The following is a 13,731-nucleotide window of genomic DNA, read 5'->3' as shown; positions in this document are numbered from 1 at the left end:
CAAACGTCGAGCCTAAGTGTTCATGAGCGCACAGGCTGTAGGGCAGCCGCCTACAGCTCAGGGGAAAGTGGTGAGTGTTCGGTTGTGATCTATCCCCGGTACGTGCGTCAATTCTCGCTGGCGATGTGCGCTGGCCGGTGGCCGGGTCACAGCCTTTGAAGGAGGGTGGGGCCACGCTGTGCTAACGTCAGTACTGCAGGCAAACGAGCTCTTGCGCGCACTTGGCGCCGTGGATGCCTTTGGCCCACCCAGTGGAGTGATGACAGTGGTTGCAAAAGACAAGCCGCGGGCGGCTGCGGCGCACCCGGTACAGCAGGCTCAGCGCGCTGCCCTGGCCGCTCTGGCACAGGTGTCGATTACTCAGTTCGATTGGTCGCGCACTTCTCTGGGGCCACTCCCACGCTGGTCGGCGTCGCTGCGCATTGCCGTGGACATGGCGCATTTGTCCCCGTTTCCCTGTGCAGTGGTGTGGGGGCCAGACATGACGGTTGTCCCCAACGATGGCTACCGCGCCCTGAGGCCAACCGTTGACGCCCAGGGCAAGGCGTTCGACGCAGTGTGGGCAGATGTGTGGGACGCCGTAGGCCCTTGGGTATTCGACGTACTCAACGGGCGCAGCAGCTTTGTCGAAGACCCGCCCGTGCGCATCAACTGTGGGGAATGTGCCGAACAAACCTGGTGCACGTTCGGGTACACACCCTTGCATGATGAGCGCGGGGAGATTGCTGGCTTTTTGCATACGGTGGTCGAAACCACGGCCAGCATCGAAGCGCGCGATCACTGGCGCAGGCTTGCAGAGGGTTTTGAGCGCGACGTCCAGCGCCACGCGGCCGAGCGCGAACAGATATGGCAACTGTCGCACGATGCCATGATGACCCTGACCCCTGATCTCAAATTGCATGGCGCCAACCCGACCTGGTTCCGGATCCTTGGCTGGGCCCAGGAACACGTCCAAGGCATGCCGATCCTGGAGCTGGTTCACCCAGCCGACCGCGCCGAGGTGCAGCTGGCAGTAGACGGCCTGCTTCAGCACAGGCATGCGGACCAGGTGGAGACCCGCTTGCGTCACTGCGATGGCCACTATCACTGGTTTACCTGGCGCGCGCGTTTTGAGGCAGGCTTGATGACCGTGGTGGGGCAGGACATTACCGAGCACCACGAACTCGCGATGCGCCAGTCCGAAGCTTTGTTACGCAATAACGAACGCATGGAGGTGGTCGGCCAGTTGGCGGGTGGCATGGGTAATGAAATGAACAACCTGCTGGCAGGTATCGGCGGTAGCCTCGAACTGTTGCAGAGCCGGCTGAACGAGAGACGCCTTGAGCGGGTCGACGACTACGTCAGGGTGGCGCGTGATTCGGTGCAGCGAGCAATGGAGTTGACCCACCGCCTGCTGGCCTTCTCCCGCGAGCGGCCGCTGGCCCCCAAACCCATTTATTTCAACCGCCAATTGCGCCAAAGTGAACCGCTGCTGGCGAGCACCCTGGGCGCGGAGATAGGGCTGAAATGGCAGTTGGATGTCGCACCGTGGGCGGTGAACGTTGACGTTCCCCAATTCGAAAACGCCTTGATCAACCTTTGTGCTAATGCCCGTGAAGCCTGCCTCGGCCGTGGCAGCGTTACGGTGCGTACCGTCAATGAGCGGCTGACGGCGTGGTTCCCCGACGAAACCGGGGTGCCACCCGGTGATTACGTGGCGTTGCACATCGAGGACACCGGGCACGGCATGCCGGCGCGAGATGTGGCCAGGGCTTTCGAGCCGTTTTTCACCACCAAGCCCATGGGACGTGGGTCTGGGCTCGGTTTGTCCATGGTGTACGGTTTTGTCCGTCAATCCGGAGGGTATGCCTGGATCGAGTCATCGGTGAACGAGGGCACCAAGGTTTGCATGCTGTTCCCGCGGAGTCTGCATGCCATTGCTCAGGAGCAACCGCATCTGGGCCGGTCGGTGAGCAGGGCCCGCGGCGAGCGGGTACTGCTTGTCGATGACGAACTGAACCTGCGTGCAGTGATGCGCGAGTACCTGACCGATCGTGGTTTCGACGTCACGGACGTGCCCGACGCCAATACGGCACTGGAACGGTTTCATCAGGGCGACGTGTTTGACCTGATAATCACCGATATCGGCTTGCCTGGCGGCTTCAGTGGCAGGCAGGTGGCCAAGGCGATACGGATGGAGCTGCCACAGCAGAAAATCCTGTTTATCACCGGCTACGCCCAACAGCAGGTCGAGCCGGAGTTTCTCGAACAGCCAGGCACGGCACTGATGAACAAACCGTTCATGCTGGCTGAGCTCGCCGATAAGGCCCTTGGAATGCTTGATACCTGAGAGCGCTCAGGGCCTTCCGAGAATCTGTATCACGTAGGCTTGCAGCTGTTGCAACTCGAAGGGCTTGCCAATCAGGTGCATCCCTGGGCCCAGGAACCCTTCACGAGCCATTGCCGTTTCTGCATAGCCTGTGATGAACAGCACGGGCAGTTGCGGGTCCGTACTACGCGCGATCTCCGCCAACTGCCGGCCGTTCATGCCGGGCAAACCTACATCGGTGATCAACAGGTCCACGGGTTCCCCCGAGCGCAAGCGGCTTAGCCCCTCAGCGGCGTTGCCTGCGGTGCAGCAAGAGAACCCTTCGTCCTCGAGCGCCTGGCATAACAGCTGGCGAACATCAGGGTCATCTTCGACCACCAGTACATGGTGACCGCCGCTGGGTTGCAGAGCCTGCGCCGATTCTGCATGGCCATGATCACGCTCCAGATAGCGGGGCAGGTAGAGGCCTACCTCGGTACCGTGCCCAACCCGGCTGCGCAGCGTTGCGTGGCCATGGGACTGCTTGCTGAAGCCGTACACCATTGACAGACCCAGCCCTATGCCCTGGCCGATGGCCTTGGTACTGAAAAACGGCTCGAAGGCATGTTCCAACGTGCTTTGGGCCATCCCCTGGCCATCGTCGATGATGCGAAGGTGAACATAGTCGCCCGCGCTGAGGGTGCCGGCAGCAAACTGACCTGCCTGGACATGCTGGTTGCTCGCCTCGATGCGCAGCCGGCCCCCACTGGGCATGGCCTCACAGGCATTGAGCAGCACATTGTCGAGCGCTTCCTGCAACTGCTGGCCATCCACTTCGACCGGCCAGAGGTCGGACGGTACATCAGTCAGCAACGTGACGGCCGGCGGTATGCTCACCTGCTGGGGCGGGTGGTGGAGCATGGCTTGCAAGTCGACACGTTGAGTGTGCAGGGACTGCCGCGAAGAAAATGCCAGCAGGCGGTGGGTAAGGCGGGCCGCGCGTGTTACCGCGTCGCGGCCCATCTGCAGAACACTGCCAAGGCCTTCGCGGCGATCTTGCTTCAAACGGCGGTCAATCAACTCGAAACTGCCGCCTATGCTGGTGAGCAGGTTGTTGAAATCATGGGCAACGCCGCCCGCCAGTTGGCCGATGGCTTCCATCTTGCGCGCCTGGTGGCGCGTGAAGTCGCTGCTTGAGCAGGTTTCGGCTGCCAATGCATCCTGGGTTTCGAGCCGCAGTTGCAAAGCGCGTAATTGGTCCCGCGCGCTGTACTGCTTTTTGCGGTGACGCAACGCAGACTGCGTGACGTGCAGCAGTTGGGCTTCTGCGAAGGGCGTAATCAGAGGGATCAGGTTGCCCGTGGGGTGGTTGGGTTGCCCGCCCAACGACGCCTGGTTCTCTAGCACCAGGACGATTGGCAGGTCTGACCAGCACGGTTGTTCATCAATGAATGCTTGCAGCGGCAGGCAGGGCCCCTGCACAAACGCCTGCTCGGCAATGATCGCCAAGCCAGCCCCTTCAGCCAGGCAGGCGTGCAGATTCGCCAGGTCCATTGCGCACAGGCTGTCGATGCCGGCCGAGGCGAGCAAGCGTGAAGTTTCCGCAGCCACAGGCTGGGGTGCCAGTATCAAGGCACGATGGTCTAGCGCCGGTGTACTGGCCAAGATGGCTCTCCTGAAATGGTAGCCCGATATGCTCTCGACCTTGTGCCAGAAGGAGGGTTCAACAAAACAGTTGGATTGCTATAGCCCCTGTTGCAAGAACGGGTCGTCAGGGTTCTGCCGCTCCAGCTCGGCCAGTAACACCTGCACATTTTGCAATTGCCCTGACTCTTTCCAGTACTTGATCAGCAGCACGCGGGCGCGGCGGTTGGCCGGCTCACGGGTGAGTACGGCCTCCAGTTGCTTTTGCGCCGCATCAAGTTGCTCTAGGTCGTGCAGGGTCACGGCGAGTGTATAGCGGTAGTCGGCATCGTCCGCATCCAGCTCCACGGCGCGGGACAGGGCCAGCAGGGCGTATTCGCGTTGGTCGTGACGGATCAGCCAAAGGCCAAGCTCGTGCTGCAGGAAGGCTGAGTCAGGCCTCAGGGCCAATGCCTTACCCAGCACCTGGCGTGAGGCGTCGTGCTGCCCTTGGCGCTCCAGCAGGCGGACCTGGGTAGCCAGGGCGTCGAGGTCATTGGGGGCGGCGGCCAGCGCGCGGTCGATGGCTTTGCTCGCCTGGGCGTAGTCGGCCTCGTGCAGGTAAAGCCGTGCCAGGTGTACCTGGGCATCGACATCTTCCGGTTGTTGCTCCAGTACCTGCTGGTATTGCGCCACGGCCTTTTGCAACGGGCCGAAGTACAAGCCAATGGCATCGGGGTCGAGGCCTACCAACGCATCCACTGCAGCGAAGCGGACGCTTTGATCGCCGTCCTCCAGCAGCGGGCCAAGCACCAGGCTACGCTGTGCGGCGGGCAACAGCCGACGGATACCCGCGATGGCTGCCCGCCGCACCATCGGTTCTTCATGCTCCAGGTCTGTGCGGGCGAGTTTCAGCGCCTGCGGCGACGGATAATTGGGCAGCTCGGTATAGAGTGCGGCGCGGCGGATGGGCTGCAGGTCGTCCCGTTGCAGTTGCTGATACAGCACACGTGCCGCCCCCGGTTGCCCGTCATGGGCCTGGCGCAGCGCTTTTACATAGCTGTGAGCCGGCAGCGAGGGTTGCGCAGGCTTCACATCGCGCCACAGGTAGCCAAACGAAGCCACCACCACGATCAGCAGCAGCAGGGCGATCAGGTAGCGGTTGCGTCTGGGCATCGGACGGTCCGTAGCGGCGGAAGGGCAGAGCTTGGGCCAGCAGATTGGGAAATGCAACCGTGTCCCGAGAACAGGAGCCATTCGGCATTGGGTGCGCACGCAACACTGTAGGAGCGAGCGCAGCTCGCGATGCGCCGCGCGAGCGGCGCTCAATCGAATCGCAGACCCCGTTGCAACGACCACTCACGGCACACCCAGCAAAAAAAGCCCCGCAGACACAAGCCGGCGGGGCAAACGCTGGCTGGACGAGCCAACCAAAGGAGCCTTGGAAAAGGGACCTCAGTGCGCGCGGGCAAGCGTTTCAGGTTGCCAGCCGCCACCCAGGGCCTTGTAGATGGCGACAATACCGCGGTACAGGTCCACTTCACCCAGCGCCTGGGCATCTTCGGCGCTCAGCCGCTCACGCTCGGCATCGAGCAAGACCAGGTAGTCCACCGTGCCTTCGCGGTAACGGATAGAGGCCAGGTCCGCAGCCTTGCGGCTGGCGTCGCTCTGACGCATCAGCGACAGCAGCCGCTGCTGGGTCTTGTCGTAATCGCTGAAGGCGTTGGCCGACTCTTCAAGGGCCAGCAAGACCTGTTGCTCATAGTTGGCCATGGCACCCTCGGCGTCGGCCTTGGCACCCCGCAGCCGCGCCCGCACGCTGCCCAGGTCGAACGCGGCCCAGGTGATGCTGGGCCCAAGCGCCCAGGCGTTGGCCGCCGACGAGCCGATCTGCGAGCCCCGGGCCGCAGTGAACCCCAGGAACCCGCTGAGGCTGACCCGCGGGAACAGGTCGGCGGTGGCAACGCCCACGTTGGCCGTGGCAGCGGCCAACTGGCGCTCGGCACTGCGGACATCCGGACGCCGGCGCAGCAACTCACCGGGGTCGCCCACCGGCAGGGCCTTGGCGATGGCAGGCAGCGCCTTGGGCGCCAAATCAACGCTGAGCGCTTCGGGGCGCTGGCCGAGCAGCGTGGCAATACGGTGCCGTGCCCGGGCCTGTTGCGCTTGCAGTTGCGGCACGCTGGCTTCCACACCGGCCAGGCGGGCATCGGCACGCACCACATCCAGCTCGTTGCCCACCCCCGCATCGCGCAGCGTTTCGGTGATGGTGCGTGATTGCTGCTGCGTCTTGAGGTTGGCCAAGGCGATCTTTTCCCGCAGTTGTGCCCCGCGCAACTGGCCGTAGGCATCCACCAGCTCGGCAATCAGGCTGACCTGCAACTGTTGCAGGTCTGCCGCCGCCGCGTCTTCCTGCGCTTGGCTGGCTTCTATCTGACGCTGGATGCGGCCGAATAGGTCAAGTTCCCACGCCATGTCCAGGCCCAGGTCGTAGCGCTCGGTGTTGACCCGGCGCTCGGTCTGGCCTGGCACCTGGCCTTTGCCAATCTCACTGCTGGCGCGGCTGGTGACAACCGGGAACGGGTCGTTCTCGGCGTCCTCACGAATCGAGCGCGCAGCCTTCAGCCGAGCAAAGGCTACCCGCAAGTCGCGGTTGCCCTGCAACGAAGCCTGAACCAGCTGGTTCAGCACCGGGTCGTCGAACTGCTTCCACCACAGGGTTTCGAAGCGGCTGCGGTCATAGCCCTGGGCCTGGCTGCCCCCCGCCAATTGCGCAGGGGCTGTGGCCGGGGCGTTGTAGTCCGGCCCCACGGCGCAGGCTGCCAGGGCCAATGCCAGCAGGCTTGGGGTCAAGGGTTTGAGCAGGTTCATGCGTGGCTCTCCAGCGAAGGCGCGTGCTGGGCCTTGCGGGCCTGGCGACGTTCGACGAAACGGCGGATCAGGAAGAAGAACACCGGGGTGAGAAACAGGCCGAACACCGTCACGCCGATCATCCCCGAGAACACTGCCACACCCATGGCATGGCGCATTTCCGAGCCGGCCCCGGAGCTGAACACCAGCGGCACCACACCCATGATGAAGGCGATCGATGTCATCAGGATCGGGCGCAGACGCAGGCGGCATGCTTCGAGCACGGCTGCCAGCGGGTCGAGGCCCTTGGCCTGTTCGTCCTTGGCGAACTCGACGATCAGGATGGCGTTCTTGCAGGCAAGGCCCACCAGTACGATCAGGCCGATCTGGGTGAAGATGTTGTTGTCACCGCCCGACACGATCACCCCGGTGATGGCCGACAGCAGCGTCATGGGCACGATCAGGATCACCGCCAATGGCAGGCTCCAGCTTTCGTACTGGGCGGCAAGCACCAGGAAGGCCAGCAGCACGCACAGCGGGAACACAAACAACGCCGTATTGCCCGACAGGATTTGTTGGTAGGTAAGGTCGGTCCATTCGTAGGTCATGCCGTTGGGCAGTTCCTGCTTGAGCAGTTTTTCGATGGCCGCCTCGGCTTGGCCAGAGCTGTAGCCGGGGGCTGCGGCGCCATTGATCTCGGCGGTGATGAAACCGTTGTAATGCATTACCCGGTCAGGCCCGGATGTGTCGCTGACCTTGAGGAACGTGGCCAGCGGGATCATTTCGCCCAGGTTGTTGCGTACCTTCAGCTGGCCGATCTGCTCGGCATCCAGGCGGAACTGCTGTTCAGCCTGGACGTTCACCTGGTACGTGCGCCCGAAGCGGTTGAAGTCGTTGGTGTACAGCGAGCCCAGGTACACCTGCAGGGTGTCGAAGATATCGGTGATCGCCACGCCATGGGTCTTGGCCTTTTCCCGGTCGATGGCCGCGTCCACCTGGGGTACGTTCACCTGGTAGCTGGTGAACAAGCCCGCCAGCTCTGGCACGTCGTGGCTCTTGGCGATGATGTTCTGGGTTTCTTTATACAGTGCTTCATAACCCAGGTTGCCGCGGTCTTCGATCTGCAGGCGGAAACCGCCGATGGTGCCCAGGCCTTGTACCGGTGGTGGCGGGAAGATGGCAATGTAGGCGTCCTGGATGTCGGCGAACTGGGCGTTAAGCGCGGCAGCAATGGCTGCAGCCGACTGGCTCGGGTCCTTGCGCTGGTCAAACGGCTTGAGCGGCGTGAACACGATGCCGCTGTTCGGGCTGTTGGTGAAACCGTTGATCGACAGGCCAGGGAAGGCCACCGAGTCGGCCACGCCGGGTTGCTTGAGGGCGATTTCGCTCATGCGCTTGATGACCGCTTCGGTGCGGTCCAGGCTGGCGGCGTCCGGCAGTTGGGCGAAGGCCACCAGGTATTGCTTGTCCTGGGCGGGCACGAAACCCGTCGGGGTCGACGAGAAGCCCAGGTAGGTCAGGCCCATCAGCCCTGCATACACGAACAGTGCAATGCCACTGGAGCGGATGACCCGGCGCACGCCGCCCACATAGCGGTGGCTGGCACGGTCGAAGAAGCGGTTGAACGGCGCGAACAGCCAGCTACCCAGCAACCTGTCGAGCAGGCGCGAGAAGCGGTCCCTGGGCGCATGATGTTCCTTGAGCAGCACCGCAGCCAGGGCCGGAGACAGGGTCAGGGAGTTGAACGCCGAGATCACGGTGGAAATGGCGATGGTCAGCGCGAACTGTTTGTAGAACTGCCCGGTGAGGCCGGAAATGAAGGCCGCAGGCACGAACACTGCGCACAGCACCAGCGCGGTGGCGATGATCGGGCCGGTGACCTCGCTCATGGCTTTCTGGGTGGCCTCCAGCGGTTTCAGGCCCAGGCCGATGTTGCGCTCGACGTTCTCCACGACGACGATGGCGTCATCCACCACGATACCGATCGCCAGTACCAGGCCGAACAGGGACAACGCGTTGAGCGAAAACCCGAACAGGTGCATGACGGCAAACGTACCAATCAGCGAAACCGGTACTGCCAGCAGCGGGATGATCGAGGCGCGCCAGGTCTGCAGGAACAGGATCACCACCAGTACCACCAGTATCAGCGCTTCGAACAGGGTGTGCACCACCGCCTCGATGGAGCCGCGGACGAAGACGGTTGGGTCGTAGACGATGCTGTAGTCCATGCCCTCGGGGAAGTCTTTTTTCAGTTCGGCCATCTTCGCCCGCACCTCGTCCGAGATGTCGATGGCGTTGGAGCCCGGGCGCTGGAAGATCGGGATGGCGACCGCCGGCTGGTTGTTCAGCAGCGAGCGAAGGGCGTACTGGCTGGAACCGAGCTCTACCCGGGCGATGTCCTTCAGGCGTGTGATTTCCCCGTCCGCGCCAGCGCGGATGATGATGTTCTCGAACTCTTCTTCGTTGACCAGCCGGCCCTGGGTGTTGATCGACAGCTGGAAGCTGGTGGAGCCCGGTGCGGGCGGTGCGCCCAGCTGGCCTGCCGCCACCTGACGGTTCTGCTCACGGATCGCGGCCACCACGTCGCTGGCGGTCAGGTTGCGCGAGGCGGTCTTGTTCGGGTCCAGCCAGACGCGCAGCGAGTAGTCACCCATGCCGAACAGCTGCACGTCGCCCACACCGCCCAGGCGCGCCAGTTCGTCCTTGATGTTGAGGATGGCGTAGTTGGACAGGTACAGCATGTCGTAGCGGTTGTCCGGTGAGGTCAGGTGCACCACCATCGTCAGGTCCGGGGACGCCTTGTCGACGGTAATACCGATGCGGGTCACTTCTTCTGGCAGCTTGGGCTGGGTGCGGGTCACGCGGTTCTGCACCTGCACCTGAGCGTTGTCCAGGTCGGTGCCCAGGGCGAAGGTGATGGTCAGCGTCAGCTTGCCATCGGCGGTGGACTGGGAAGACATGTAGAGCATGTTCTCCACCCCGGTGATAGCCTGCTCCAGCGGCGCCGCGACGGTTTCGCCGATGACCTTGGGGTTGGCACCGGGGAAGTTGGCGCGCACCACCACCGTAGGCGGCACCACTTCGGGGTACTCGCTGATCGGCAGCTGGAACAGTGAAATCGAGCCGGCAATCAGCAGTACCAGCGACAGCACCGCGGCGAAGATAGGCCGGGTGATGAAGAATTTAGAGAAGTTCATCGGTGTGTTCCCTTAACCGCGCGGTGCTTGGGCACTGGCAGCTTTAGCGTTATTGCCTGCCACCTTGGGCGTGGGGTTGCTGGCTTCCAGGGCCTGGCGCTGCTGAGCGAGTGCAGCCAGCGTCTGCTCGCTGGCCATCGGCGCCTCCTCTGGCGTTACCTGGGAGCCCGGTCGTACGCGTTGCAGGCCCTTGACCACGATGCGGTCGTCCTTGCCAAGGCCACTGCGCACGATGCGCAGGCCTTCGAGCTTGGGCCCCAGTTCGACGGCGCGGTACGCTGCCTTGTTGTCCTTGTCCATGACCAGCACGAACTTCTTGCCAAGGTCGGTACCCACGGCTTCATCGTTGATCAGCACAGCATCGTACTGGGCACTGCCCACCAGCTTGAGCCGGGCGTACAGCCCCGGGGTGAAGCCGCCGGCCTTGTTGTCGAACACGGCGCGGCCACGGATGGTGCCGGTGCGCGGGTTGACCTGGTTGTCGACGAAGTTCATCTGGCCCAGGTGTGGGTTGCCGTTTTCGTTGGTCAGCCCCAGGTACACCGGCGTGGCCTGGCCGCGCTGGCCGTCGCGGGCCAGCTGGGTGTACTTGAGGTAGACGCGCTCGTCGGCATCGAAGTAGGCGTACACCTTGTCGGTCGAAACCACACTGGTGAGCGGTGTGACATCGGCGGTAACGATGTTGCCGGCGGTGAATTCAGCGCGGCTGACCCGGCCACTGATGGGTGCGGTCACGCGGGTGAAGCTGAGGTTGAGGCGGGCCAGGTCGAGCTGCGCCTGGATGGCGTCGACCCCGGCGCGTGCCTCGGCGGCCGCGCTGCTGCGCGACTCGGCCAATTCCGCAGAAATGGCATTGCTGTCACGCAGCCGTTCGCCACGGCGGGCTTCGTTGGCACTGCGAATGGCAGTGGCCTTGGCCTGTTGAACCTGGGCCTCCAGGCGCCGTACTTCGGCCTGGAACGGCCGCGGGTCGATCTGGAACAGCAGGTCGCCCTTGCGTACCTGGGCGCCTTCGGTGAATGCCACCTGGTCGATCTGCCCCGAAACCCGTGGGCGTATTTCGACGGTTTCCGGCGCTTCCAGGCGCCCGGTGAACTCATCCCACTCGTTGATCGGCTGTTCGATCACCTTGGCGACGGTGACCTTCGGCGCTGCCGGAGCCTGCGCGGTGTCGGGGGTACGGCCGCATGCGCTGACCACCACGACTGCCAGGGCAGTGAGGGGCAAGCGCAGGGATTTGAGTGATGGTTCCATGGAGAACTCCGCCAACCTATTAGTAATGGGCGGAGTGTGAGTGTGTTACGCGTAGGGCACGAATCGAACGGGCTGAACTTTATTATCACGGCGAATGATAAGTCCGGCTCATTCACCGTGATGCAACCCGTTGTCAGGGTTTCGCTGCACCCTGGCCCCTCTTGCCTGCACCTTCCGAACCGGTAGCGTCCATGCCCGGCAAGTCGCGGTTGTCGTTCTGTATGGCAGGCGGGCTGTCCGGGTCATGCCCTTGCAGGCGAGGGTCGGTGTCGGTAGGCACGGGCTTTTCAATCGGGTTCAAGGTGCTGTCCACACCGGGTTTGGGCGCTTGGCTGTGCGGGTCGTCCGGGTACGTGGGGCCGGTGCCAGCGGCGAACGTCAACGGCGAGGCCAGCAATGCGACCAGCAGGAAGCTCGAACGGGTCATGGCAGTCTCCTTGGCTTAGGGCAGGGCGGTTACGCAAGCTTTGGCCCTGCCCACGGCGTCAAGGTGCCATTACCCCGATCAACGGTCACACCAACAGCGACAGCAGCATGATGAAGATGATGCCGACGACCGACAGAATGGTCTCCATCATGCTCCAGGTCTTGAAGGTCTCTGCGACGGTCATGTTGAAGTACTGCTTCACCAGCCAGAAGCCCGCATCGTTCACATGTGACAGGATCAGCGAGCCCGCGCCCGTGGCCAACACCAGCAGCTCACGGTTCACCCCGGGTACCAGGTCGATCACCGGCGCGACGATGCCGGCCCCGGTGATGGTTGCCACCGTGGCGGAGCCGGTGGCGATACGGATCACCGCCGCTACCAGCCAGGCCAGTAGAATCGGGGAAATCTCGGCCTGCACAGCCATCTGCCCGATCACGTTGCCCACGCCGGTATCCACCAGCATCTGCTTGAAGCCCCCCCCGGCACCCACGATCAGCACAATGGCTGCGGTGGGCGCCAGGCTGTGGTCGAGCATCTTCATGATCTGCTGGCGGTTGAAACCGCGGGCCGAGCCGAAGGTGTAGAAAGCCAGCAGCAGTGCGGCCAGCAGCGCGGTGATGGGGTGGCCGATCAGGTCCATCCACTGGCGCACGATATGCTCGGCGGGCAGTACCACGTCGGCGAAGGTCTTGAGCAGCATCAGTACCACCGGCAGCAACACGGTGATCAGGGTCACGCTGAAGCTGGGCAGGTTGCCTTGGTCGGATTCCTTGGCAATCTGGTCCATCAGCTCCTGGGATGGCTGGCCCGGGATGTAGCGGGAGATGAAGTTGCCGAACAGCGGCCCGGCGATGATGGCGGTCGGCAGCGCTACGATCAGGCCGTAGAAGATGGTCTTGCCGATGTCCGCATGGAAGATGCCGATGGCCAGCAGCGGGCCCGGGTGGGGCGGGACCAGGCCGTGCACCACGGACAGGCCGGCCAGCAACGGGATGCCGATCTTGATCAGCGAGACCCCGGAGCGACGCGCCACGATGAAAACCAGCGGTATCAGCAGCACGAAGCCGATTTCGAAAAACAGCGGGATGCCCACCAGGAAGGCGGCGAACATCATGGCCCAATGCACGTTCTTCTTGCCGAAGGCGCGGATGAGGGTCTGGGCGATCTGGTCAGCCCCCCCGGAGTCGGCCATCAGCTTGCCGAGCATGGTGCCCAGCGCCAGCACAATGCCGACGAAACCCAATACGCCGCCGAAGCCGTCCTGGAACGACTTCATGACCTTGGCTACCGGCATGCCGGAGGTCAGGCCCAGAAAGCCTGCGGCCAAGGTAAGGGCAACGAAGGGGTGAACCTTGAAGTGGGTGATGAGCAGGATCAGCCCGACGATGGTGACCAGCGCGTCGAGCAGCAGGAAGGTATCAGTAGCCAGTCCGAACATGATGTGAAGGCCTCGGTCTTATCGTTGTTTTGGCAATGCTGTTGTTGAATCGACCCTATGGCGAGGGTGGGGTAGCGCTGTCTCTGGTGATCAGGCAAACGCCGCGTCAGGCGCTTTGCGCCAATACCTGATCACCGCAGCGCTTTAGCCAGGTGTCTACGGCGTCGGCCAGGGCGGCGATGGGTTGGGTGGCGTCCAGTGCCAGCGTGCGTGGCTCACCGTGGGGCGGCTCAAGCGCCGCGAACTGGCTGTCGATCAGGCTGGCGGGCATGAAGTGCCCGGGGCGCGCCAGTACCCGTTGTTCCGCTTGGGCGGGGGACAGCTCCAGAAACACGAACACCAGGCCCGGCATGGCTGCGCGCAAGGTGTCGCGGTAGCGCTGTTTGAGCGCAGAGCAGGTCAGGATAGGCCGCTCGCCTGCTTGGGCGCTGGCTTGCAGTTCCTGGCCCAGGCGGACCAACCAGCCGGCGCGGTCGTCGTCATCCAGCGCAATGCCGGCGCTCATCTTGCGAATATTGTCGGCGGGGTGGAAGGCGTCGCCCTCGATCAGGCGGCCGCCGCTTCTGGCAGCGATAGCAGCGCCAATGCTGCTTTTGCCGCAGCCGGCCACTCCCATTACCACAATGGCGGGCAGGGAAGAGTTCATCAGTACCTC

At 63.4% G+C, this 13,731-nt stretch carries 9 protein-coding genes; 1 reads left to right on the top strand and 8 read right to left on the bottom strand.

Going from position 1 to position 13,731, the window contains the following annotated elements; all coding sequences use genetic code 11:
• Nucleotides 1-259: 259 nt before the first annotated feature.
• Nucleotides 260-2,329: a PAS domain-containing sensor histidine kinase gene (locus APH25_RS03210; protein WP_060481049.1), complete on the top strand. Its 2,070-nt coding sequence runs from the start codon at nucleotides 260-262 to the stop codon at nucleotides 2,327-2,329.
• A 6-nt stretch (nucleotides 2,330-2,335) separates the two neighbouring features.
• Here the strand turns inward: APH25_RS03210 and APH25_RS03205 are convergent, their stop codons facing one another.
• The 8 genes from APH25_RS03205 to APH25_RS03170 form a co-directional block, all read right to left on the bottom strand.
• Nucleotides 2,336-3,952, bottom strand: a complete 1,617-nt coding sequence (locus APH25_RS03205) for a response regulator (RefSeq protein ID WP_060481048.1) — start codon at nucleotides 3,950-3,952, stop codon at nucleotides 2,336-2,338.
• Between the two features lie 78 nt (nucleotides 3,953-4,030).
• Nucleotides 4,031-5,086: a HEAT repeat domain-containing protein gene (locus APH25_RS03200; protein WP_060481047.1), complete on the bottom strand. Its 1,056-nt coding sequence runs from the start codon at nucleotides 5,084-5,086 to the stop codon at nucleotides 4,031-4,033.
• A 279-nt stretch (nucleotides 5,087-5,365) separates the two neighbouring features.
• Complete coding sequence (locus APH25_RS03195) at nucleotides 5,366-6,781, bottom strand: efflux transporter outer membrane subunit (RefSeq protein ID WP_060481046.1); 1,416 nt, start codon at nucleotides 6,779-6,781, stop codon at nucleotides 5,366-5,368.
• Complete coding sequence (locus APH25_RS03190; RefSeq protein WP_060481045.1) at nucleotides 6,778-9,957, bottom strand: efflux RND transporter permease subunit; 3,180 nt, start codon at nucleotides 9,955-9,957, stop codon at nucleotides 6,778-6,780. Before APH25_RS03190 ends, APH25_RS03195 begins: the two co-directional genes overlap by 4 nt.
• Nucleotides 9,958-9,969: 12 nt before the next feature.
• Nucleotides 9,970-11,211, bottom strand: coding sequence for a multidrug efflux RND transporter periplasmic adaptor subunit MexE (gene mexE, locus APH25_RS03185; RefSeq protein ID WP_060481044.1), 1,242 nt, complete (start codon nucleotides 11,209-11,211; stop codon nucleotides 9,970-9,972).
• A gap of 133 nt (nucleotides 11,212-11,344) precedes the next feature.
• Nucleotides 11,345-11,638, bottom strand: a complete 294-nt coding sequence (locus tag APH25_RS03180; RefSeq protein ID WP_060481043.1) for a hypothetical protein — start codon at nucleotides 11,636-11,638, stop codon at nucleotides 11,345-11,347.
• 85 nt (nucleotides 11,639-11,723) lie between these two features.
• Nucleotides 11,724-13,076: a GntP family permease gene (locus tag APH25_RS03175; protein ID WP_060481042.1), complete on the bottom strand. Its 1,353-nt coding sequence runs from the start codon at nucleotides 13,074-13,076 to the stop codon at nucleotides 11,724-11,726.
• A 106-nt stretch (nucleotides 13,077-13,182) separates the two neighbouring features.
• A complete protein-coding gene (locus APH25_RS03170; RefSeq protein WP_060481041.1) occupies nucleotides 13,183-13,722 on the bottom strand; it encodes a gluconokinase in 540 nt (179 codons plus the stop codon).
• Between the last annotated feature and the right edge of the window lie 9 nt (nucleotides 13,723-13,731).

Origin of the sequence: Pseudomonas sp. NBRC 111119, assembly GCF_001320125.1 — a bacterium.
Lineage (GTDB): Bacteria > Pseudomonadota > Gammaproteobacteria > Pseudomonadales > Pseudomonadaceae > Aquipseudomonas > Aquipseudomonas parafulva.
Note: the sequence above shows the minus strand (reverse complement) of the source record. Positions and strands in the feature narration are given on the sequence as shown.

Excerpts from the sequence above, each read along its gene's own strand:
- APH25_RS03210 (WP_060481049.1), top strand. The coding sequence starts at position 260 with ATGACAGTGGTTGCAAAAGACAAGCCGCGGGCGGCTGCGGCGCACCCG.
- APH25_RS03200 (WP_060481047.1), bottom strand. The coding sequence starts at position 5,086 with ATGCCCAGACGCAACCGCTACCTGATCGCCCTGCTGCTGCTGATCGTG.
- APH25_RS03195 (WP_060481046.1), bottom strand. The coding sequence starts at position 6,781 with ATGAACCTGCTCAAACCCTTGACCCCAAGCCTGCTGGCATTGGCCCTG.
- APH25_RS03190 (WP_060481045.1), bottom strand. The coding sequence starts at position 9,957 with ATGAACTTCTCTAAATTCTTCATCACCCGGCCTATCTTCGCCGCGGTG.
- mexE (WP_060481044.1), bottom strand. The coding sequence starts at position 11,211 with ATGGAACCATCACTCAAATCCCTGCGCTTGCCCCTCACTGCCCTGGCA.
- APH25_RS03180 (WP_060481043.1), bottom strand. The coding sequence starts at position 11,638 with ATGACCCGTTCGAGCTTCCTGCTGGTCGCATTGCTGGCCTCGCCGTTG.
- APH25_RS03175 (WP_060481042.1), bottom strand. The coding sequence starts at position 13,076 with ATGTTCGGACTGGCTACTGATACCTTCCTGCTGCTCGACGCGCTGGTC.
- APH25_RS03170 (WP_060481041.1), bottom strand. The coding sequence starts at position 13,722 with ATGAACTCTTCCCTGCCCGCCATTGTGGTAATGGGAGTGGCCGGCTGC.